Source organism: Streptomyces sp. NPDC107550 (genome assembly GCF_055639095.1).
The window spans coordinates 18,680-37,584 of sequence record NZ_JBVKBC010000018.1; the positions used below are offsets into that span (position 1 = coordinate 18,680).

The window sequence follows — 18,905 nt, forward strand, 5'->3', positions numbered from 1 at the left end:
TACCACCGCCCGGCGACAGAGCCGTCCGGCGCCGGGCGCGCCCGTACCCCGCACGTCCTACCAGATCGCGTCGGCCCATTCCGGGTGGTCTATGAAGGGGTTGCGGTTGTGTTGGTAGGTCTTGTAGATGACCTCGTTGCGGTTCTTCTCGAAGGCGTCCGGCGGGTCCTCGTCGTTCCACTTCTTCAGGACCGAGAGCTTGCCGATGTAGGGCGCGCTGCCGTTGCCGACCTTGTCGTCGGGTTCGAGGTCGGGGAAGCCGTCGTCGCCCTCGTAGCGGACCGCCATGTAGAGGATCATGCGGGCGACGTCGCCCTTGACGGCGTCGCGGGGTTCGAAGGAGTCGGCGTCGGTGCGGCTGCCGCCGCCGTTGGCCACCGCGGTGCCGCCCTCGTCGAAGTCCTTGTTGCCGCGTACGGAGTTGACCGTGACGTCCTCGGGGCGCAGGTGGTGCAGGTCGGTGCCGGGGCCGGTCGCGGTGCCGAAGTCGCCGTGGGACTTGGCCCAGACGTGCTCGCGGTTCCAGTTGCCGGTGTTGCCGCCGCTCAGTGACTTGGCGCGGGAGGCGCCGCTGTAGACCAGGATGACGTTGTTGCTGTTGTTCGGGTCCTGGTCGGTGACCTTGAGGGCGTTCCAGACGCCGTCGTACGTGACCGTCGTCTGCGTCTTGATGATGGTGTGCAGGGAGGACTTGAGCGCGGTGCCGGTCTTGCCGAGCGCGTCCTTGTAGTACGTGTCGTCGTACGGGGACGTGGTGGACGCCGCCGATGAGGACGCCGTCGCGGTCGCCGCCGGGAGGGTGAGGGCGGCGAGGACGACGGAGGTGGCGAGGGCGAGGGTGCGTATGCGCGTTCCGGGCATGGGGGTGACCGTCCGATCTACGCGGGTTGAGTGGCCACCGGGAGCGTGACATGGACACGTAGGAAGTGGGTGAACGCCGTGCGGCGATCGTGTGGCGGACATCTGTAGGGCAGCCCCGCCGCAGTGCCGTCCCGCGCGCCCGATTGTTGCCGCGGGATGAAATCCGTACCCCCGTGTGTTGGGCCCTTCGGCAGGTCAGGGCCGCGGGGCCGCATGGTCCCGGGCGGGTGCGACGAGTGGAGGCGGCACAGGGTGGCGGAGAATCGGGGCTGGGCACGCAGGCTCGCGGGATACGCCTGGCGCTATCCCAAGGACGTCGTGCTCGCGCTCGGGGCCTCGCTGGGCGGCATGGCCGTCATGGCCCTCGTCCCCCTCATCACGAAGATCATCATCGATGACGTGATCGGGAACCACACCCGCTCCATGGGCCCCTGGGCCGGCGCGCTCATCGGCGCCGCCGTCATCGTCTACGCCCTCACCTACGTGCGCCGCTACTACGGCGGCCGGCTCGCGCTCGACGTCCAGCACGACCTGCGCACCGAGATGTACGACACGATCACCCGGCTCGACGGGCGGCGCCAGGACGAGCTGTCCACCGGGCAGGTCGTCGGCCGCGCCACCAGCGACCTCCAGCTCATCCAGGGCCTGCTGTTCATGCTGCCCATGACCATCGGCAACGTCCTGCTGTTCCTGATCTCCCTGGTGATCATGGCCTGGCTGTCGCTGCCGCTGACCCTCGTCGCGCTCGCCGTCGCCCCCGCCCTCTGGTTCATCGCCCGGCGCAGCCGCTCCCGCCTCCACCCCGCCACCTGGTACGCGCAGGCGCAGGCCGCCGCCGCCGCCGGTGTTGTGGACGGCGCGGTCAGCGGTGTCCGCGTCGTCAAGGGCTTCGGGCAGGAGGACCAGGAGACCGGCAAGCTGCGCGAGGTCGGGCGGCGGCTGTTCGCCGGGCGGCTGCGCACGATCCGGCTGAACTCGAAGTTCACCCCCGCCCTCCAGGCCGTCCCCGCGCTCGGCCAGGTCGCCATGCTGGCGCTCGGCGGCTGGCTCGCGGTGCGCGGCCAGGTCACCCTCGGCACGTTCGTCGCGTTCTCCTCCTACCTCGCCCAGCTCGTCGGCCCGGTCCGCATGCTGGCCGTCGTCCTGACCGTCGGCCAGCAGGCCCGCGCGGGCGTCGAGCGCGTCCTCGAACTCGTCGACACCGAGCCGTCCCTCACCGACGGCACCAAGGACCTGCCCGCCGACGCGCCCGCGACCGTCGAGTTCGACGACGTGTCCTTCGCGTACGCGGGCGCCGACAAGCCCGTACTCGACGGCCTGTCGTTCGAGATCCGCGCCGGGGAGACCCTCGCCGTCGTCGGCGCGTCCGGCTCCGGCAAGTCCACCGTCTCCCTGCTCCTGCCGCGCTTCTACGACGTCTCGCGCGGCGCCGTCCTCGTCGGCGGCCACGACGTGCGCGAGCTGACGCTCACCTCGCTGCGCTCGGCCATCGGGCTCGTCCCCGAGGACTCCTTCCTCTTCTCCACCACCGTCCGCGAGAACATCGCCTACGGCGTCCCCGACGCCACCGACGAGCAGGTGGAGGCGGCGGCCCGGGCCGCGCAGGCCGACCGGTTCATCGCCGAGCTGCCCGACGGCTACGCCACGAAGGTCGGCGAGCACGGCCTGACCCTCTCCGGCGGCCAGCGCCAGCGCCTCGCGCTCGCCCGCGCCCTGCTCACCGATCCGCGCCTGCTCGTCCTCGACGACGCGACCTCCGCCGTCGACGCCCGCGTCGAGCACGAGATCCACGAGGCCCTCGCGCACGTCATGGCGGGCCGCACCACCCTGCTCATCGCGCACCGCCGCTCCACCCTGAACCTCGCCGACCGCATCGCCGTACTCGACGGCGGCCGGCTCGCCGCGATCGGCACGCACGCGGAGCTGGAGGCCGGCTCGCCGCTCTACCGCCGCCTGCTCACCGACCCCGACGAGCTGGGCGCCCCCTCCCCGGGCCACACCGCGCGGGTGAGCGGCGAGCCCGCAGAGGACACCTCCGTACGCGACGAGCTGGACGCCGAGTTCGACGCGGAGCGCGGCGTCACGCCCCGGCTGTGGACCGGCGACCGCGAGCCCAAGGACACCGCGCTGACCGGCATGCCGGCCACACCCGAACTGCTCGGCCAGGTCGACGCGCTGCCCCCGGCCACCGACACCCCCGACGTGGACGAGGTCCGCGCGGTCACGCCCGAGGACTCGTACGGGCTGCGCAGGCTGCTGCGCGGGTTCGGGCCCGCGCTGCTCGTCAGCCTCGGGCTCGTCGCCGTGGACGCGGGCGTCGGGCTGCTGCTGCCCATCCTCATCCGGCACGGCATCGACCAGGGCGTCAGCAAGCTCGCGCTCGGCGCGGTGTGGGCGGCGGCCGGGCTCGCGCTCGTCGCGGTGCTCGTGCAGTGGGCCGCGCAGATCGGCGAGACGCGCATGACCGGCCGCACCGGCGAGCGGGTCCTGTACGCGCTGCGCCTGAAGATCTTCGCGCAGCTCCAGCGGCTCGGCCTCGACTACTACGAGCGCGAGCTGACCGGCCGGATCATGACGCGGATGACGACGGACGTGGACGCCCTGTCGTCGTTCCTGCAGACCGGTCTCGTCACCGCGTTCGTCTCCGTCGTCACCTTCTTCGGGATCATGGTGGCGCTGCTCGTCATCGACGTACAGCTCGCGCTCGTCGTCTTCGCCACGCTGCCGCCGCTGATCATCGGCACGTTCTTCTTCCGCCGCGCGAGCGTCAAGGCGTACGAGCTGGCCCGTGAGCGGGTCTCCGTCGTCAACGCCGAACTCCAGGAGATGGTCGCCGGGCTGCGCGTCGTGCAGGCGTTCGGCCGGGAGCGGGACGGCGGGCGCCGGTTCGCCGCGCACAGCCAGAGCTACCGCGCGGCCCGCATCCGCGGCCAGTGGCTGATCTCCGTGTACTTCCCCTTCGTACAGCTCCTGTCGTCGGTGGCCGCCGCCGCCGTCCTCATGGTGGGCGCACACCGGGTCGGCGCGGGCACCCTCACCACCGGCGCGCTCGTCGCCTACCTGCTCTACATCGACCTGTTCTTCGCGCCGGTCCAGCAGCTCTCGCAGGTCTTCGACGGCTACCAGCAGGCCACCGTCTCCCTCGGCCGCATCCAGGAGTTGCTGCGCGAGCCGACCTCCACCAAGAGCGCCCGCGAACCCCTCGACGTCCTCTCCCTGCGCGGCGAGATCGCCTTCGAGAACGTCGACTTCGCGTACGGGGACGGGGAGGCCGCCCTCAGCGGCGTGGACCTGCGCATCCCGGCCGGGCAGACCGTCGCGTTCGTCGGCGAGACGGGCGCGGGCAAGTCGACGCTGGTCAAGCTGGTCGCGCGGTTCTACGACCCGACCTCGGGCCGCGTCACCGTCGACGGCACGGACCTGCGCGACCTCGACCTCACCTCCTACCGGCACCGGCTCGGGGTCGTGCCGCAGGAGGCGTACCTCTTCCCCGGCACGATCCGCGACGCCATCGCCTACGGGCGGCCCGACGCGAGCGACGCCGAGGTCGAGGCGGCGGCCCGCGCGGTCGGCGCCCACGAGATGATCGCCACGCTCGACGGCGGCTATCTGCACGAGGTCGCCGAGCGCGGCCGGAACCTGTCGGCGGGCCAGCGCCAGCTCATCGCCCTGGCCCGCGCCGAACTCGTCGACCCGGACATCCTGCTCCTCGACGAGGCGACCGCCGCCCTCGACCTCGCCACCGAGGCCCAGGTCAACCAGGCCACTGACCGGATCGCCGGCAAGCGCACCACGCTCGTCGTCGCCCACCGCCTGACCACGGCCGCCCGCGCCGACCGCGTCGTCGTCATGGCGGACGGCCGCGTCGCCCAGGACGGCCCGCACGACGAACTCCTGCGGCAGCAGGGCCCGTACGCCACCCTGTGGCACACCTTCCTCGGCACGCCCGAGCGCGCGGACACCACCGCCTGAGGCCACCCCTGAGGCAGGCGCCCGAGGCCACTGCCTCTGACGGGCGCCTGAGGTCCGGCGGGGCCCGGGGGGGCAACCACCCCGGCCTCCGGCGCGTCGTACACCAGTACGCTGAGACGGATGTGACAGGAGGGCGAGGGTGCGCAGAGGTGAGGAAGACGGCATACGCGGCACCACCCCGCGTCCCGACCGGCACCGCCCCCGCCGTAGATCCCGCCCCCGCCGCGGATCCCGCCCGCGCCGCGGATCCCGCCTCCTCCCACGCCTGCTGACGGCCCTTCTGGTCGCGTGCGCCCTGCTGCTCGGCGGCCCGGCGCTCGCCCACGCCGACACCGCCAAGGCGCCCTGCTCCGGGCGCAAGGTCCGCACCCTGCCCTTCGCCACCGGCCATACGGTCGTCTACAAGACCCGTGCCTACGTCTGCGCGGTGACGTACCCGAAGAAGCCCGGGGTGCGGCAGACCATCGCGGTCAGCGTCCAGGCGCGCGGCAACCGCCCGGTCAAGGACAAGGGGACGTACACCCGCCGCGCGGGACCGGTCACCGTGCACGCCGGGCACCGCTGCGTCCGCGTCACCGGACAGGTCGGGTCGAAGTCGGTCAGATCGGGCTGGATCTTGTGCTGAGCGGACACCCGGTACCTCTGGTGGTACGCGAGCGGCTCCGATAGTTTCCGGGGACACTCGTGAACGCGCGTATCTCCAGGGGAGGGTGCATGCGCAAGACGTCCAGATGGCTGCTGTCCCTCGCGGTGCTCATAGGCACCGCGGGAACGGCCGGCACCGCAGGTGCCGCCGCCGACACCCGCCAGACGGTGACCCCGGCGGCGTCCGACGCCGCCGCCACCGCCGACATCAAGGACCGGCTCCTCGCCATACCCGGCATGAGCATCGTCGAGGAGAAGCCGTACGCCGGCTACCGGTACTTCGTCCTCAACTACACGCAGCCCATCGACCACCGCCACCCGTCCAAGGGCACCTTCCAGCAGCGCATCACCGTGCTGCACAAGGACGTCAGCCGCCCGACGGTCATGTTCACCAGCGGTTACAACGTCTCGACGTCGCCCTCGCGCAGCGAGCCCACCCGCATCGTCGACGGCAACCAGGTCTCCGTCGAGTACCGCTTCTTCACCCCCTCGCGCCCGGCGCCCGCCGACTGGTCCAAGCTCGACATCTGGCAGGCCGCCAGCGACCAGCACCGCATCTACCAGGCCCTCAAGCCGCTCTACGGCAAGAACTGGCTGACCACGGGCGGCTCCAAGGGCGGCATGACCGCCACGTACTACGAGCGCTTCTACCCGAAGGACATGGACGGCGTCGTCGCCTACGTCGCCCCCAACGACGTGGTGAACAAGGAGGACTCGGCGTACGACAAGTTCTTCACCGCGGTCGGCCCCAAGGAGTGCCGCGTCGCGCTCCAGGACGTGCAGCGCGAGACGCTCGTGCGCCGCGACGCCCTGGAGAAGAAGTACAAGGAGTACCTCGACGCCAACAACTACACGGTGAACACGGTCGGTTCGCTGGACAAGGCGTACGAGGCGACCGTCCTCGACCTCGTGTGGGGCTTCTGGCAGTACCAGCCCGAGTCGGCCTGCGCGGACGTGCCGGACGCCAAGACCGTCAGCGACCAGGCGCTGTTCGACTACGTCGACGAGGTCGGCGGCTGGTCCTCCTACGCGGACCAGGGCCTGGAGCGCTACACCCCGTACTACTACCAGGCGGGCACGCAGCTCGGCTCGCCCGACATCAAGCAGCCCTGGCTCGGCAAGCTGTCCCGTTACGGCTACCAGCCGCCGCGCAACTTCGTCCCGCGCGACATCCCGATGAAGTTCCAGCCGCAGGCCATGCGCGACGTCGACACGTGGGTACGCCACAACGCCACCCGCATGCTGTACGTGTACGGCGAGAACGACCCGTGGGGCGCCGAGCGCTTCCACCTCGGCAAGGGCGCCCGCGACTCGTACGTGCTGACCGCGCCGCACGCCAACCACGGTGCGAACGTCGCGGCCCTCAACCCCGACGACAAGGCCCTCGCCACCGCGCGCATCCTCGACTGGGCGGGCCTGTCGGGCACGACCGCCAAGGCCAAGCACGACGCGAAGCTGGACAAGGCGCCGGCCCGCGAGCTGAAGCTGCGCCCCTGATCGCCTGATCGCGTGACCGCCTGAGCGCGGGCGGACGAAGCGGGGCCGCACCCTCTCTCGGGGGTGCGGCCCCGCTGCTGCCTGCCCGGTCAGTCAGTAGGACAGGCCGTAGCCGATCGGGTAGAGCACCTTCGCCGGGTCGTCGGCCCGCTGCACCGGCACGGGCAGCCGCCCGCGCGGATCGGCCTGCCCCGCCAGCACCCGTACGGCCGCCCGCAGTTCGACGTCGATCCACGAGTACGCGGCCAAGTGCGCGCTGGACGCCGCGAGTTGAGCAACGTCGTACGGGTTGCGCATGGACAGGGTGATGACCGGGACGCCCGTCGCCGCGACGGCGTTCACCAGCGCCTGCTGCGCGCTGCCCGCCGCCACGTTGTACGTGCCGACGAGGACCGCGTCCTTGCCCTGCGCCGCCGCGACCGCCTGGTCGATGACGGCCTTGCTCGGGGCGGTGCCGGTCGGCAACACCGTGGGGGAGAAGCCCAGTTCGGCCAGGGTCGCGCCGAGCACGGTGGTCGGCGGGCCGTCGCTGAGCGAGGGGGACGCGGGGTTGGCGCCGAGGACGAGGATGTCGCGGTGAGTGCGCCGGTTCAGCGGCAGCAGCCTGTCCTTGTTCACCAGCAGCGTCGTCGTACGCTCGGCGATCCGGTCGGCGGCGGCCAGGTGCGCGGCCGTCCCCACGTTCTTGTCCACACCCCTGTGTGTGACGTACGGGTCCTTGAACAGCCCGAGCTTCGCCTTGAGCCGCAGGATGCGCAGCAGGGACTCGTCGAGCCGCGCCTCGGTCAGCTCGCCGCCGCGCACGGCGTTCAGGACCGCGTTCCAGGCGACCGACAGGTTCGGCGGGTTGAGGAGCTGGTCCACACCCGCCTTCAGCGCGAGGACGGGGACGCGGTCGTCGCCGTACTTGGTGCGCACGCCCTCCATGCCGAGCGAGTCGGTGACCACGACGCCGTCGTAGCCGAGCTGTTCGCGCAGGATGCCGGTGAGGATCGGGCGGGACAGGGTCGCCGGGTCCTCGGCCGGGTCGAGGGCGGGGACGACGATGTGCGCCGTCATGATCGAGTCGATGCCGGCCGCGATGGCCGCCTTGAACGACGGCGCGTCCAGCTTCTCCCACTGCTCGCGCGTGTGGTGGATGTACGGAAGCTTCGCGTGCGAGTCGTCGACCGTGTCGCCGTGGCCGGGGAAGTGCTTGGCCGTCGAGGCGATGTCGGCCGACTGGTACCCCTTGACCTGCGCGGCGACCATCCCGGCGACCGCGCCCGGGTCCGCGCCGAAGGACCGCACGCCGATCACCGGGTTCGCCGGGTTGACGTTCACGTCGGCGTCGGGCGCGTAGTCCTGACGGATGCCGAGTGCGCGCAGCTCCGTGCCCGCGATCTGGCCGGCCTTGCGGGCGTCCGCGCGCGAACCGCCCGCGCCGAGGGCCATCGCGCCGGGGAACAGGGTCGCCGGCTTGCCGACGCGGGCGACGATGCCGTGCTCCTGGTCCGTCGAGATCAGCAGCGGGACACGGGAGGGCTGGGCGAGGCCGGCCCGCTGGATGCCGTTGCTGAGGTCGGCGATCTGGTGGGGGTCGCGGACGTTGTGCGCCCACGCGAAGTAGATGATGCCGCCCAGCTTGTAACGGTCGATCAGCTCTGCCGCCGTGCGGACGCCGATCTCCTTGAGGTTGGCGTCGATGTCGGCCTGGTCCGGGGCGGTCGCGGAGTGGCCGTAGACCCGCATCACGAAGAGCTGGCCGACCTTCTCCTCCAGGGACATCCCGGAGATGAGCTTCTTCAGGGTCTGGTCGTTGCCGGGGGCGGCGGCGGAGGCGGGGGGTGCGGTGCGCAGGGAGAGGGCGGTGGCGGCGGCTGTCGCCGTGGTGGCGGCGAGGAGTGTGCGCCTGGACAGGGCGGGTCTGGGGTGGTCTTGCACGTGCGCTCCTTCCGGGGGAGGGGCGTGGTGAAGGAAACTTCCGCGCGTCATGGTTATGCGGAAAGTTTCTGCCAGTCAAGAGACGTGGCCCTTGCTTGTGAACGGGGGGCAGGGAGTTCTCCCTCGCGGCGCCTTCTTCCCGGGGTCACCTGAAGTGACCGCCGATGCGCAGTTCCCCGCGCCCCTGGGGTCGTCGTTCACCTTTCGCCCGGTGGTGGGCTGGTCGCGCAGTTCCCCGCGCCCCTGGGGAGTTCTCCGGGCGGAGGCTGCTTGTAGCTGAGGTTGCGCAGTTCCTCGCGCCCCTTCGGTGCGCACTTCGTGCGCTACCTCTATCGGGGGAGGCAGGGGCGAAGCCCCGCCTCCAGGGGCGCGGGGAACTGCGCGACGTTCAGGGCAGCGGGCCTCACCTGGAGAACTCCCCAGGGGCGCGGGGAACTGCGCGACCAGCCCACCACCCGGCGAAAGGTGAACGGCAACCCCAGGGGGCTGGGGGTGATGGAGTCAAGGGGTGAGGGTGATGGTGGCTTGGGCGCGGAGGGCGCTGCGCGTGGCCTGGATCGCCGGGCGCGAGCCCGACCCCGTACGCCACAACGCGTAAAGCCTCCGCCGAGGAACCGGCTCGAGCCCGACGACCGCCACACCCCCCGGCAACACCCCCCGCCCGAGCCGAGGCAACACCGCCACCCCCAACCCCGCCGCGACCAACGCCGCCAACGTGTGGTTCTCCTCCGCCCGATGCACGATCACCGGCTCCGCCCCCACCGCCCGCATCGTCCGTACGAGCCAGTCATGGCACACCCGCCCCGCCGGCTGCGACACCCACCGCTCGTCCCTCAACTCCTCCCGCCGGACGGCCCCCCGCCCCGCCAGTCGATGCTCCTGCGGCACCAGGAGATCGCACAGGTCGTCGCCGAGCACCGCCTGCTCCACCCCGGCAGGGGCCGGCAGCGGCGCGATGTCCCAGTCGTGGGCGACGGCGAGATCGACCGCGCCCTTGGCGACGAGGTCCACGGACAGGTGCGGGTCCACCTCGCTCATCCGTACGTCGAGCGCCGGATACCGCGCGGCCAGTTCCGCGAGCGCCCCCGGCAGCAGTCCCCGCGCCGCCGACGCGAACGCCGCCACGCTCAACCGCCCGGACGGCACCCCGCGCCGTTCCTCGATGCCCGTCTCGGCGCGCTCCACGATCGCCATCAACTCCTGCGCCGTCGCGGCGAGTTGCAGCGCCTCGTCGGTGAGTCGCACGCCCCGGCCCTCCCGTACGAGAAGGGTGGTCCTGGTCTCCCGTTCCAGCTTGGCGATCTGCTGCGAGACGGCCGAGGGGGTGTAGCCGAGCGCGGCCGCGGCGGCGCCGACCGTCCCGTGCACGGAGACCGCGTGCAGCGCCCGCAGCCGTTGCAGATCGAGCATCCCGGACCGCCCGCCCTTCCCTCCTGGATTCAGCGTTGCTTAATCCAACCATGCACGAATCATCGCTGGTGCTACATGGTCCGCCCGCGTGATCCTGGCCGTATGAGACCCGCGCACATCGGCCTCGCCGTCCTCGTCGCCGCCCTGTGGGGCGTGAACTTCGTCGTCATCGACATCGGCCTCGACCACTTCCCGCCGCTGCTGTTCTGCGCCCTGCGCTTCCTGCTCGCGGCGCTGCCCGCCGTGTTCCTCGTCGGCCGGCCCAGCGTGCCCTGGCGCTGGATCGTGGGCGTCGGACTCGCCCTGGGCGTCGGCAAGTTCGGCCTGCTGTTCCTCGGCATGAACGCCGGGATGCCCGCAGGACTCTCCTCCCTGGTGCTCCAGATCCAGGCGGTGTTCACGGCCCTGATCGCGTGCGCGTTCCTCGGGGAGCGCCCCCGGCCCGTACGCCTCCTCGGCATGGCCGTCGCGGTCGCGGGGATCGCCGTCGCCGCCGTCGACGAGGGCGGCTCGGGGCCGCTCGGCGCGTTCGCGCTGGTCGTCGTCGCGGCCGTGTTCTGGGGTGTGTCGAACGTCCTGACGCGCAAGGCGTCGCCGACCGCGCCGTTCACCTTCATGGTCTGGTCGAGCGCCGTGCCCGTCCTGCCGCTGCTCGCGCTCTCCCTGATCTTCGAGGGGCCCGCCCGGGACGCCGCCGCGCTGCGCTCCCTCGACGCCCCGGGCATCGGCGCGATCCTGTACGTGGCGCTCGTGACGACCCTGTTCGGGTTCAGCGCCTGGAGCCGCCTGCTCCAGCGCTACGACGCCTCGACCGTCGCCCCGTACTCCCTGCTCGTGCCCGTCTTCGGCATGTCCTCCGCCGCGCTGCTGCTCGGGGAACCGGTCAGCCCCCTGCGCTGGTGCGCGGCGGCCCTGCTGGTCGCGGGCGTCGCCCTGACCTCCCTGTCCGGCGCCCGCAAGCCCGCCGCGCCGCTGCCCGCGCCCTCTGCGGCAGCAGCGCCTACGCCGACTCCGTGAGCAGCCGTACGAGCGACTCGCGGCCGGCGCCCATCGCCTCGGGGAACGGGCGGGCGCCGGGGTACCAGCGGGCCTCGTACTCCCAGCACAGCCAGCCGTCCCAGCCGGCGCGGGCCAGCACCTCCACGCACTCCCCGAGCGGGAGCGCGCCCGCGCCGAGGGGGAGCGGGGTGGTGTCGTCGGGGCCGGCGATGTCCTTGACCTGGACGTAGCCGAGGTAGGGGGCGAGGGCCGCGTGCGACACGGCCGGCTGTTCGCCGCCGAGCCAGGTGTGCATGACGTCCCACAGCACGCCGACGTTGAGGTGACCGACCTGGCCCACGACGCGGGAGGCGTCGGCGCCGGTGCGGTGCGAGTCGTGCGTCTCCAGCAGGACCCGTACGCCGTGGTCGGCGGCGAACTCGGCCGCCACGCCCAGGCGCCGGGCCGCCACCGCGTCCGCCTCCTCGGCGCTCTGCTCGTCGCCGCCGCCCGGGAACACGCGGACGAAGGGGGCGCCGAGGTCGCGGGCGAGGCCGACCAGGGCGCGGATCTCGTCGAGGACCGGGGCGTCGTCGCCGGGGGCGGCCACGCGGGCGTACCCCGCTACGCCGAGGATCTCGACGCCGGCCTCCTTGAAGGCGGCGGCCACGGCTTCGCGCTCCGCGGGGGGCAGGTCCGGGTGGACGGGCTCCTCGGGGTGGGCGCGCAGTTCCACTCCGTGGTAGCCGTGGGTGGTGGCGAGGGTGAGGACGTCTTCTACGGGGAGGGTGGGGGTGCCGAGGGTGGAGAACGCGAGTTTCATGGCGCTGAACGTACCCGGGGTGACGTACCCCAAGCGGGCCGGCTCGGACCTCGGTTCGCGCAGTTCCCCGCGCCCCTGAGGTGAGCGGGTGGCCCCGGCCGGTGGGTCTCCTCGCCTCTCGTCGTGGCTGGTCGCGCAGTTCCCCGCGCCCCTGGAGGGGCGACTGCGTCGCCACCTCCCCCGGAGGGAGCGGGAGGGGCGACTGCGCCGCCACCTCCTCCCTGGGGAAGTAGGGGCGAAGCCCCGCTTCCTCCAAGGGGAAGCTGCACGAAGTGCATGCTTCAGGGGCGCGGGGAACTGCGCGAGAAGCCCCACCGGTCCGCGGACGAAGTGCGACCCAGGGGCGCGGGGAACTGCGCTGAGAGAAGGGGCGTGCACCTCGACGGTGACCTTGGGCAAAACGCCCGCTACCCGCGGAGCGGAGCCGTGGAGCCGCGCACGACAAGCTCCCCCGGAACAAGTGCGACACCCCCCACCGGCACCCCCTCCCGCCCCACGGCAATCCGCCCGGCCCGCCCCCCGGCCTCCCCCAACGGCAGTCGAAACGTCGTCAACGCCGGCACCGCGTCCACACTGAACGGCAGATCGTCGAACCCCGCCACCGACACGTCCTCCGGAATCCGCAACCCGGCCTCCCGCAGCGCCGCCCCCGCCCCCAGCGCCACCGTGTCGTTCGCCGCGACTACAGCCGTCAACCCCGGCTCCCTGCGCAGCAGTTCGACGGTGGCCGCGTATCCCGCCGCCCGGTCGTACGCCCCGTACACCACAAGCCCGTCCAGGCCGCCGCCGGCACCCGCCTCCGCGAGCGCCTCCCGGTGCCCCTCCAGCCGATGCCGCGTCGTCGTCCGCTCCTCGGGCCCGGCCACGTACCCGATCCGCCGGTGCCCGAGCTCCAGAAGATGCCGGGTGACCGCCCGCCCCCCGCCCCGGTTGTCGAACGGCAGTGCCACCGCCCCGGCGTCCGGCAGCGGCGGCCGCCCGCACAGCACCACCCGCGTCCCCGCCTCCGTCAGCCGCCTCAACTTGCCCGTCACGGCGGCGACATGCTCCGCGTCCTCGATCGCGCCGCCGGTCAGGACGACGGCCGCCGCGCGCTGGCGCTGGAGCAGCGTGAGGTACGTGAGTTCGCGCTCGGGCGACCCGCCGGTGTTGCAGACGACGGCGAGCCGTTCGCCGCCGGCGCGCCCGCCGGGCCCGACGATCTCCGCCTGGACGGCCGACGCCATGATCCCGAAGAACGGGTCCGCGATGTCGTTGACCAGCACGCCCACGAGATCGGACGTGGCGGCGGCGAGCGCGCTCGCGGGGCCGTTCAGTACGTAGTCCAGCTCGTCGACCGCCTTGAGGACGCGCTCGCGGGTGGCGGCGGCCACGGGGTAGTTGCCGTTGAGCACGCGCGAGACGGTCGCGGGGGACACCTGCGCGCGGGCTGCCACGTCCGCCAGGGTCACGGTCATCGGGTCGTCAGCCTCCGGGCTGGGGGGGTGGTGAGGGGTGCGGACGCGGGGCCGGGCGGACGAGCCGGGTCTGCCTCTTGTCCGAGTGACTGTGCAGAGGCTAGCGTCATGCCCGACAGAAAGCGCTTGCTGCGGCGCCTGTCGCCCCGCTTCTCCACTCCGCCTCCCCACTCCGCTCTCCGCCCGCCCCCGAAGGGAACGTTCGTGAGTCGTCTGACCGTGCGCATCGCCATGAACGGCGTGACCGGCCGTATGGGCTACCGCCAGCACCTCGTACGCTCGATCCTCGCCCTGCGCGAGCAAGGCGGCCTCGACCTCGGCGACGGCAGGGTGCTGTGGCCCGAGCCCGTCCTCGTCGGCCGCCGCGAACACGCCCTGCGCGCGCTCGCCGAACGCCACGGCCTCGACCCCGCGCACATCTCCACCGACCTCGACGCGGTCCTCGCCGACGACTCGGTGGACATCTACTTCGACGCCCAGGTCACCTCCGCCCGCGAGGACGCGCTCAAGAAGGCCATCGCCGCCGGCAAGCACGTCTACACCGAGAAGCCCACCGCGACCGGCCTCGACGGCGCCCTCGCACTCGCCCGCCTCGCCCGGGACGCGGGCGTACGGACCGGGGTCGTCCAGGACAAGATCTTCCTGCCGGGCCTGCTCAAGCTGAAGCGCCTCATCGACGGCGGCTTCTTCGGCCAAGTCCTGTCCGTGCGCGGCGAGTTCGGCTACTGGGTGTTCGAGGGCGACTGGCAGGAGGCGCAGCGCCCGAGCTGGAACTACCGGGCGCAGGACGGCGGCGGCATCGTCGTCGACATGTTCCCGCACTGGGAGTACGTGCTGCACGAGCTGTTCGGCCGGGTCGCGTCCGTGCAGGCGCTCACCGCCACGCACATCCCGCGCCGCTGGGACGAGCAGGGCAAGCCCTACGAAGCGACCGCCGACGACGCCGCGTACGGCATCTTCGAGCTGGAGGGGGGCGCCGTCGCGCAGATCAACTCCTCCTGGGCGGTCCGCGTCCACCGCGACGAACTCGTGGAGTTCCAGGTCGACGGCACCGAGGGCTCCGCCGTCGCCGGACTGCGCGACTGCCGCGTCCAGCACCGCGCGACGACCCCGAAGCCCGTGTGGAACCCCGACATCCCCGCCACCCACTCCTTCCGCGAGCAGTGGCAGGAGGTCCCCGACAACGCCACGTACGACAACGGCTTCAAGACGCAGTGGGAACTGTTCCTCAAGCACGTCTACGCCGACGCCCCCTACCGCTGGGACCTGCTCGCCGGGGCGCGCGGCGTCCAACTCGCGGAGCTGGGCCTGAAGTCGTCCGCCGAGGGCCGCCGCCTCGACGTCCCGGAGATCGCGCTGTGACCCTCCGACTCCCGGGCGCGGACGGGGCGTTGTACGCCTACGAGCCGCGCGACCAGCCCCTCGCCCTCGCGCCCGGCGCGCCGCCCGCCTCCCGCGTCGTGTACTCCGCCGCGCATGTCGTCGCCGACCCGTTCGCCGACACGCACCCGGGCGGGCCCGCCGCCGTCGACTGGGACGCCACCCTCGCCTTCCGCCGCCACCTGTGGTCCCACGGCCTCGGGGTCGCCGAGGCGATGGACACCGCGCAGCGCGGCATGGGCCTCGACTGGGCGGGCGCCGCCGAACTCGTCCGCCGCTCCGCAGCCGAGGCCGAGGCCGTCGGCGGACGCATCGCCTGCGGCGCCGGCACCGACCAACTGACCGCGCCCGCACGGGATCTGGCCGAGGTGAAGGCCGCGTACGAGGAACAGCTCGCGCTCGTCGAGTCCACCGGCGCGCGGGCCGTCCTCATGGCGTCGCGCGCCCTCGCGGCGGTGGCGAAGGGGCCCGAGGACTACCTCGACGTGTACGGGCACCTGCTGCGCCAGGCCGCCGAACCCGTCGTCCTGCACTGGCTCGGGCCCATGTTCGACCCGGCGCTCGACGGCTACTGGGGCTCCGCCGACCTCGATGCCGCCACCGAGACGTTCCTCGACGTCATCGCCGCGCACCCCGACAAGGTCGACGGCATCAAGGTCTCCCTCCTCGACGCCCGCCGCGAGGTCGAGCTGCGCCGCCGCCTGCCGGACGGCGTGCGCTGCTACACCGGCGACGACTTCCACTACCCCGAGCTGATCGCGGGCGACGCGCACGGCTTCAGCCACGCCCTGCTCGGCATCTTCGACCCGCTCGGACCGCTCGCGGCCCACGCCGTACGCGTCCTGGACACCGGCGACACGACCGGCTTCCGTGAACTCCTCGACCCCACCGTCGAGTTGTCCCGCCATCTCTTCCAGGCGCCGACCCGCTACTACAAGACCGGGGTCGTCCTGCTGGCCTGGCTCGCCGGGCACCAGGACCACTTCACGATGGTCGGCGGCCTCCAGTCCGCCCGCTCCCTGCCGCACCTCGCCCGGGCCTACGAACTCGCCGACCGGCTCGGGCTGTTCCCCGACCCGGCGCTCGCCGAAGCCCGTATGAGGAACCTGCTCGCCGTGCACGGAGTGGAAGGATGACCGTGAGAGCCCACCCGCGCTTCTCCCTCAACCAGATGACGGTCAAGCAGCTCAGCCCGCCCGAACTCGTCGCCGCCTGCGTCGAGTTCGGCGTCCAGTACGTGGGGACCTGGCGCGAGCCCGTCCAGGCGTACGGGGTCGAGGCCGCCGCGCGTCTGCTCCGCGAGGCGGACCTGTCCGTCTCCACGCACTGCCGGGGCGGGTTCCTCACGGCGATCGACGCGGGGGAGCGGGCGCGGGCCGTCGCGGACAACAAACGGGCCGTGGACGAGGCGGCCACCCTCGGCACCGACATCCTCGTCCTCGTCTCCGGGGGGCTGCCCGCCGGGTCCCGCGACCTCGCCGGGGCGCGGGAGCGGGTCGCCGACGCGCTCGGTGAACTCGCCCCGTACGCCGCCGAATGCGGGGTGCGGCTGGCGATCGAGCCGCTGCATCCGATGTTCGCGTCCGACCGGTGCGTGGTGTCCACGCTGGGGCAGGCGCTGGACATCGCGGAGCGGTTCCCCGCCGGGCAGGTGGGGGTGTGCGTCGACACGTACCACGTGTGGTGGGACGAGCGGGCGGAGGCGGAGGTCGCGCGGGCGGCGGGTGGGGGGCGGATCGCCACGTTTCAGCTTGCCGACTGGGTGACGCCCCTGCCGGCCGGGGTGCTTGAGGGGCGGGGGCAGTTGGGGGAGGGGAGTGTGGACCTGCGGTACTGGTGGGACTTGCTGGACGGGCACGGGTACGCCGGGGCCGTGGAGGTCGAGCTTTTCAACTCGGGGTTGTGGGAGCGGCCTGGTCGGGCGGTGCTGACGGAAACGATCTCGGCGTTCAACGCGATCCGCTGAGGCCCCCTTCGCCGGGAGGCGCCATCAGGCGGAGGCCGCTTGCAGTACCGCCCGCGCAGTTCCCCGCGCCCCTATCGGGGCACTACCGTGCGTAGTTTTCTGCGGGCCGGTGGGGCTTCTCGCGCAGTTCCCCGCGCCCCTATCGGGGCACTACGGTGCGTAGTCGTCTGCGGCGCGGTGGGGGCTGGTCGCGCAGTTCCCCGCGCCCCTGAAGCATGCACTTCGTGCAGCTTCCCCCAGACGGAAGCGGGGCTCCGCCCCAGCTTCCCAGGGGCGGAGCCCCGTTCCCCTCCGGGGGGAGGGTGCGACGCAGTCGCCCCTCCAGGGGCGCGGGGAACTGCGCGCTCAGCCACGACGAGAGTCGGGGATGTCCACCGGCCGGGGCCACCCACCTACCCAGTCCTACCCAGGGGCGCGGGGAACTGCGCGAGCGGCCACGACGGGCCCGGACTTGGCGAACCCCGCGCGGTAGCGACCCCGCCCCCCCAGAATCCCCGTAGGGAAATATTCGTCGGGCGGGGCGTACAACCATCCCGCCACCCGGAGGGTCTACGTCGTGCCGGAGGTTCTGGGGAGGGGATCTGGGGGGATCGAGAACCCCGGCGACGAGGGGGAAGGGCCCGAGGGGCCCGGACCGTAGGAAGCACGGCCCGGGCCCCTCGAAGCGCCCCTCACACACCACCCGTCAGAAAAACACCCCGCACCGAAGCAGCACATTGGCGAACGGCGAAGCCTCCCCCGTGCGGACGACGAGCCGAGCCGCCCCCGCGAGCCCCTTCAACTCCTCATGCGAGACGTACTCCACGCGAGGAAGCCGCGCCTCCAACACCCCGGCGACGGAAGGGTTGACGGCACGTACCTCACCGGCGGCGACCCCGCCCTCCACGACCAACTCGTCGAGCAGCCCGTCCAGCACCTCGCAGAACCCCGGCACGCCCGCCCGGAACGCCAGATCCACGACCCGCGGCCCGACGGCCGGCACCGGAAGGCCCGCGTCGCACACGAGCACCCCGTCCCCGTGCCCCAACTCCGCGATCGCGCCCGCGAGATGACGGTTGAGGATGCCGGACTTCTTCACAGCGAGCCGACCTCCTCGGCGGTCGGATAGGACGCCTGCGCCCCTTCCTTGGTGACGGCGGCGGCCCCGACCCGCGCGGCATACGCGGCGGCGTCCGCGAGAGCCGCCCCGCCCCCGAGCCGCCACGCCAGCGCAGCGGTGAACGCGTCGCCCGCACCCGTCGTGTCGACGGCCTTCACCCGCACCGCGGGCACCCGTACCGCACCGGACGCGTCCGCGACGAGCGCGCCCTCCGCGCCGAGCGTCACCACGACGGACCGCGGCCCGAGCGCCAGCAGCCGCCGCGCCCACTCCTCCGGCCCGGACCCCGGATCCGTACCGAGGACGACCTTCGCCTCGTGCTCGTTGACGATGAGCGGATCGCACGCGGCGAGCACCTCGTCCGGCAGCGGCGCGGGCGGCGACGGGTTGAGCACGAGCCGGGCGCCCTCGGGCACCGAACGGGCGACCTCCGCGACCGTCTCCAGGGGGATCTCCAGCATCACCGAGACCACCTTCGCCCCGGCGAACAGCGCCCCCGCCTCCCGTACGTCGTCCGGCGTCAGCCGCCCGTTCGCGCCCGGCGACACCACGATGGAGTTGTCGCCGGACGGGTCGACGGTGATCAGCGCGACACCGGTCGGCGCGCCGCCGGTCAGGACGCCGGACGTGTCGACGCCCGCCGAGTCGAGCGACTCCCGCAGCAGCCGCCCGTGCCCGTCGTCACCGACCCGCGCGAGCAGTGCCGTACGCGCGCCGAGCCGGGCCGCGGCGACCGCCTGGTTGGCGCCCTTGCCGCCGGGGTGGACGGCCAGGTCGGAGCCGAGGACGGTCTCGCCCGCGCCGGGGCGCCGCTCGACGCCCACGACGAGATCCGCGTTGGCCGACCCGACGACAAGGAGGTCGTACGTGTTCATGCTGAGCCTTTCTTCGTAC

14 protein-coding genes are annotated in these 18,905 nt (G+C 72.7%); 7 read left to right on the forward strand and 7 right to left on the reverse strand.

The window, feature by feature from the left end:
* Positions 1 to 57: 57 nt before the first annotated feature.
* The gene (locus ACZ7LY_RS22720) at positions 58 to 861 is read right to left on the reverse strand and encodes an endonuclease I family protein (RefSeq protein ID WP_471626485.1); all 804 of its coding nucleotides are present in this window, start codon (positions 859 to 861) and stop codon (positions 58 to 60) included.
* Positions 862 to 1,113: 252 nt separating this feature from the next.
* Here ACZ7LY_RS22720 and ACZ7LY_RS22725 point away from each other — a divergent pair, with 252 nt between their 5' ends.
* The 3 genes from ACZ7LY_RS22725 to ACZ7LY_RS22735 all read left to right on the forward strand — a co-directional run bounded on the left by ACZ7LY_RS22725 (position 1,114) and on the right by ACZ7LY_RS22735 (position 6,975).
* Positions 1,114 to 4,833, forward strand: coding sequence for an ABC transporter ATP-binding protein (locus ACZ7LY_RS22725; RefSeq protein WP_471626486.1), 3,720 nt, complete (start codon positions 1,114 to 1,116; stop codon positions 4,831 to 4,833).
* A gap of 265 nt (positions 4,834 to 5,098) precedes the next feature.
* Positions 5,099 to 5,458, forward strand: a complete 360-nt coding sequence (locus tag ACZ7LY_RS22730; protein ID WP_471626578.1) for a hypothetical protein — start codon at positions 5,099 to 5,101, stop codon at positions 5,456 to 5,458.
* Positions 5,459 to 5,547: 89 nt separating this feature from the next.
* Positions 5,548 to 6,975 (forward strand): S28 family serine protease, encoded by a 1,428-nt coding sequence (locus ACZ7LY_RS22735; RefSeq protein WP_471626487.1) that lies wholly within the window; start codon positions 5,548 to 5,550, stop codon positions 6,973 to 6,975.
* Positions 6,976 to 7,068: 93 nt separating this feature from the next.
* Here ACZ7LY_RS22735 and ACZ7LY_RS22740 read toward each other — a convergent pair whose 3' ends face one another.
* Positions 7,069 to 8,949 carry a glycoside hydrolase family 3 protein gene (locus ACZ7LY_RS22740; RefSeq protein ID WP_471626488.1) on the reverse strand — a complete coding sequence of 627 codons (1,881 nt, stop codon included), beginning with the start codon at positions 8,947 to 8,949 and terminating at the stop codon, positions 7,069 to 7,071.
* A 450-nt stretch (positions 8,950 to 9,399) separates the two neighbouring features.
* Positions 9,400 to 10,308, reverse strand: a complete 909-nt coding sequence (locus ACZ7LY_RS22745; protein WP_471626489.1) for a LysR family transcriptional regulator — start codon at positions 10,306 to 10,308, stop codon at positions 9,400 to 9,402.
* A 102-nt stretch (positions 10,309 to 10,410) separates the two neighbouring features.
* Between ACZ7LY_RS22745 and ACZ7LY_RS22750 the strand changes: the two genes are divergently transcribed.
* On the forward strand, positions 10,411 to 11,325 hold the full coding sequence (locus ACZ7LY_RS22750; RefSeq protein WP_471626490.1) for an EamA family transporter: 915 nt from the start codon (positions 10,411 to 10,413) through the stop codon (positions 11,323 to 11,325).
* Here the strand turns inward: ACZ7LY_RS22750 and ACZ7LY_RS22755 are convergent.
* Positions 11,309 to 12,109, reverse strand: a complete 801-nt coding sequence (locus ACZ7LY_RS22755) for a sugar phosphate isomerase/epimerase family protein (RefSeq protein ID WP_471626491.1) — start codon at positions 12,107 to 12,109, stop codon at positions 11,309 to 11,311. The two genes, ACZ7LY_RS22750 and ACZ7LY_RS22755, sit on opposite strands and share 17 nt — an antisense overlap.
* A 407-nt stretch (positions 12,110 to 12,516) precedes the next feature.
* Positions 12,517 to 13,566, reverse strand: a complete 1,050-nt coding sequence (locus ACZ7LY_RS22760; protein WP_471626492.1) for a LacI family DNA-binding transcriptional regulator — start codon at positions 13,564 to 13,566, stop codon at positions 12,517 to 12,519.
* A 204-nt stretch (positions 13,567 to 13,770) separates the two neighbouring features.
* Here ACZ7LY_RS22760 and ACZ7LY_RS22765 point away from each other — a divergent pair, with 204 nt between their 5' ends.
* Genes ACZ7LY_RS22765 through ACZ7LY_RS22775 form a run of 3 tightly spaced genes read left to right on the forward strand, consistent with a single transcriptional unit; the run spans position 13,771 to position 16,912 of the window.
* A complete protein-coding gene (locus ACZ7LY_RS22765; RefSeq protein ID WP_471626493.1) occupies positions 13,771 to 14,928 on the forward strand; it encodes a Gfo/Idh/MocA family protein in 1,158 nt (385 codons plus the stop codon).
* On the forward strand, positions 14,925 to 16,082 hold the full coding sequence (locus tag ACZ7LY_RS22770) for a dihydrodipicolinate synthase family protein (RefSeq protein WP_471626494.1): 1,158 nt from the start codon (positions 14,925 to 14,927) through the stop codon (positions 16,080 to 16,082). Before ACZ7LY_RS22765 ends, ACZ7LY_RS22770 begins: the two co-directional genes overlap by 4 nt.
* Positions 16,079 to 16,912 carry a sugar phosphate isomerase/epimerase family protein gene (locus ACZ7LY_RS22775; RefSeq protein WP_471626495.1) on the forward strand — a complete coding sequence of 278 codons (834 nt, stop codon included), beginning with the start codon at positions 16,079 to 16,081 and terminating at the stop codon, positions 16,910 to 16,912. The genes ACZ7LY_RS22770 and ACZ7LY_RS22775 overlap by 4 nt, the downstream gene beginning before the upstream one ends.
* A gap of 685 nt (positions 16,913 to 17,597) precedes the next feature.
* On the opposite strand, the gene rbsD is transcribed toward ACZ7LY_RS22775, so the two are convergent.
* Together rbsD and ACZ7LY_RS22785 are read right to left on the reverse strand one after the other, a co-directional pair.
* Positions 17,598 to 17,990, reverse strand: a complete 393-nt coding sequence (gene rbsD, locus ACZ7LY_RS22780) for a D-ribose pyranase (RefSeq protein ID WP_471626496.1) — start codon at positions 17,988 to 17,990, stop codon at positions 17,598 to 17,600.
* Positions 17,987 to 18,886: a ribokinase gene (locus tag ACZ7LY_RS22785; protein WP_471626497.1), complete on the reverse strand. Its 900-nt coding sequence runs from the start codon at positions 18,884 to 18,886 to the stop codon at positions 17,987 to 17,989. The genes rbsD and ACZ7LY_RS22785 overlap by 4 nt, the downstream gene beginning before the upstream one ends.
* Positions 18,887 to 18,905: the final 19 nt, after the last annotated feature.

Bases quoted from the DNA above. Each gene is read 5' to 3' on its own strand.
- ACZ7LY_RS22720 (WP_471626485.1), bottom strand. From the start codon at position 861: ATGCCCGGAACGCGCATACGCACCCTCGCCCTCGCCACCTCCGTCGTC.
- ACZ7LY_RS22735 (WP_471626487.1), top strand. From the start codon at position 5,548: ATGCGCAAGACGTCCAGATGGCTGCTGTCCCTCGCGGTGCTCATAGGC.
- ACZ7LY_RS22740 (WP_471626488.1), bottom strand. From the start codon at position 8,949: ATGACGCGCGGAAGTTTCCTTCACCACGCCCCTCCCCCGGAAGGAGCG.
- ACZ7LY_RS22745 (WP_471626489.1), bottom strand. From the start codon at position 10,308: ATGCTCGATCTGCAACGGCTGCGGGCGCTGCACGCGGTCTCCGTGCAC.
- ACZ7LY_RS22750 (WP_471626490.1), top strand. From the start codon at position 10,411: ATGAGACCCGCGCACATCGGCCTCGCCGTCCTCGTCGCCGCCCTGTGG.
- ACZ7LY_RS22755 (WP_471626491.1), bottom strand. From the start codon at position 12,109: ATGAAACTCGCGTTCTCCACCCTCGGCACCCCCACCCTCCCCGTAGAA.
- ACZ7LY_RS22760 (WP_471626492.1), bottom strand. From the start codon at position 13,566: ATGACCGTGACCCTGGCGGACGTGGCAGCCCGCGCGCAGGTGTCCCCC.
- ACZ7LY_RS22775 (WP_471626495.1), top strand. From the start codon at position 16,079: ATGACCGTGAGAGCCCACCCGCGCTTCTCCCTCAACCAGATGACGGTC.
- ACZ7LY_RS22785 (WP_471626497.1), bottom strand. From the start codon at position 18,886: ATGAACACGTACGACCTCCTTGTCGTCGGGTCGGCCAACGCGGATCTC.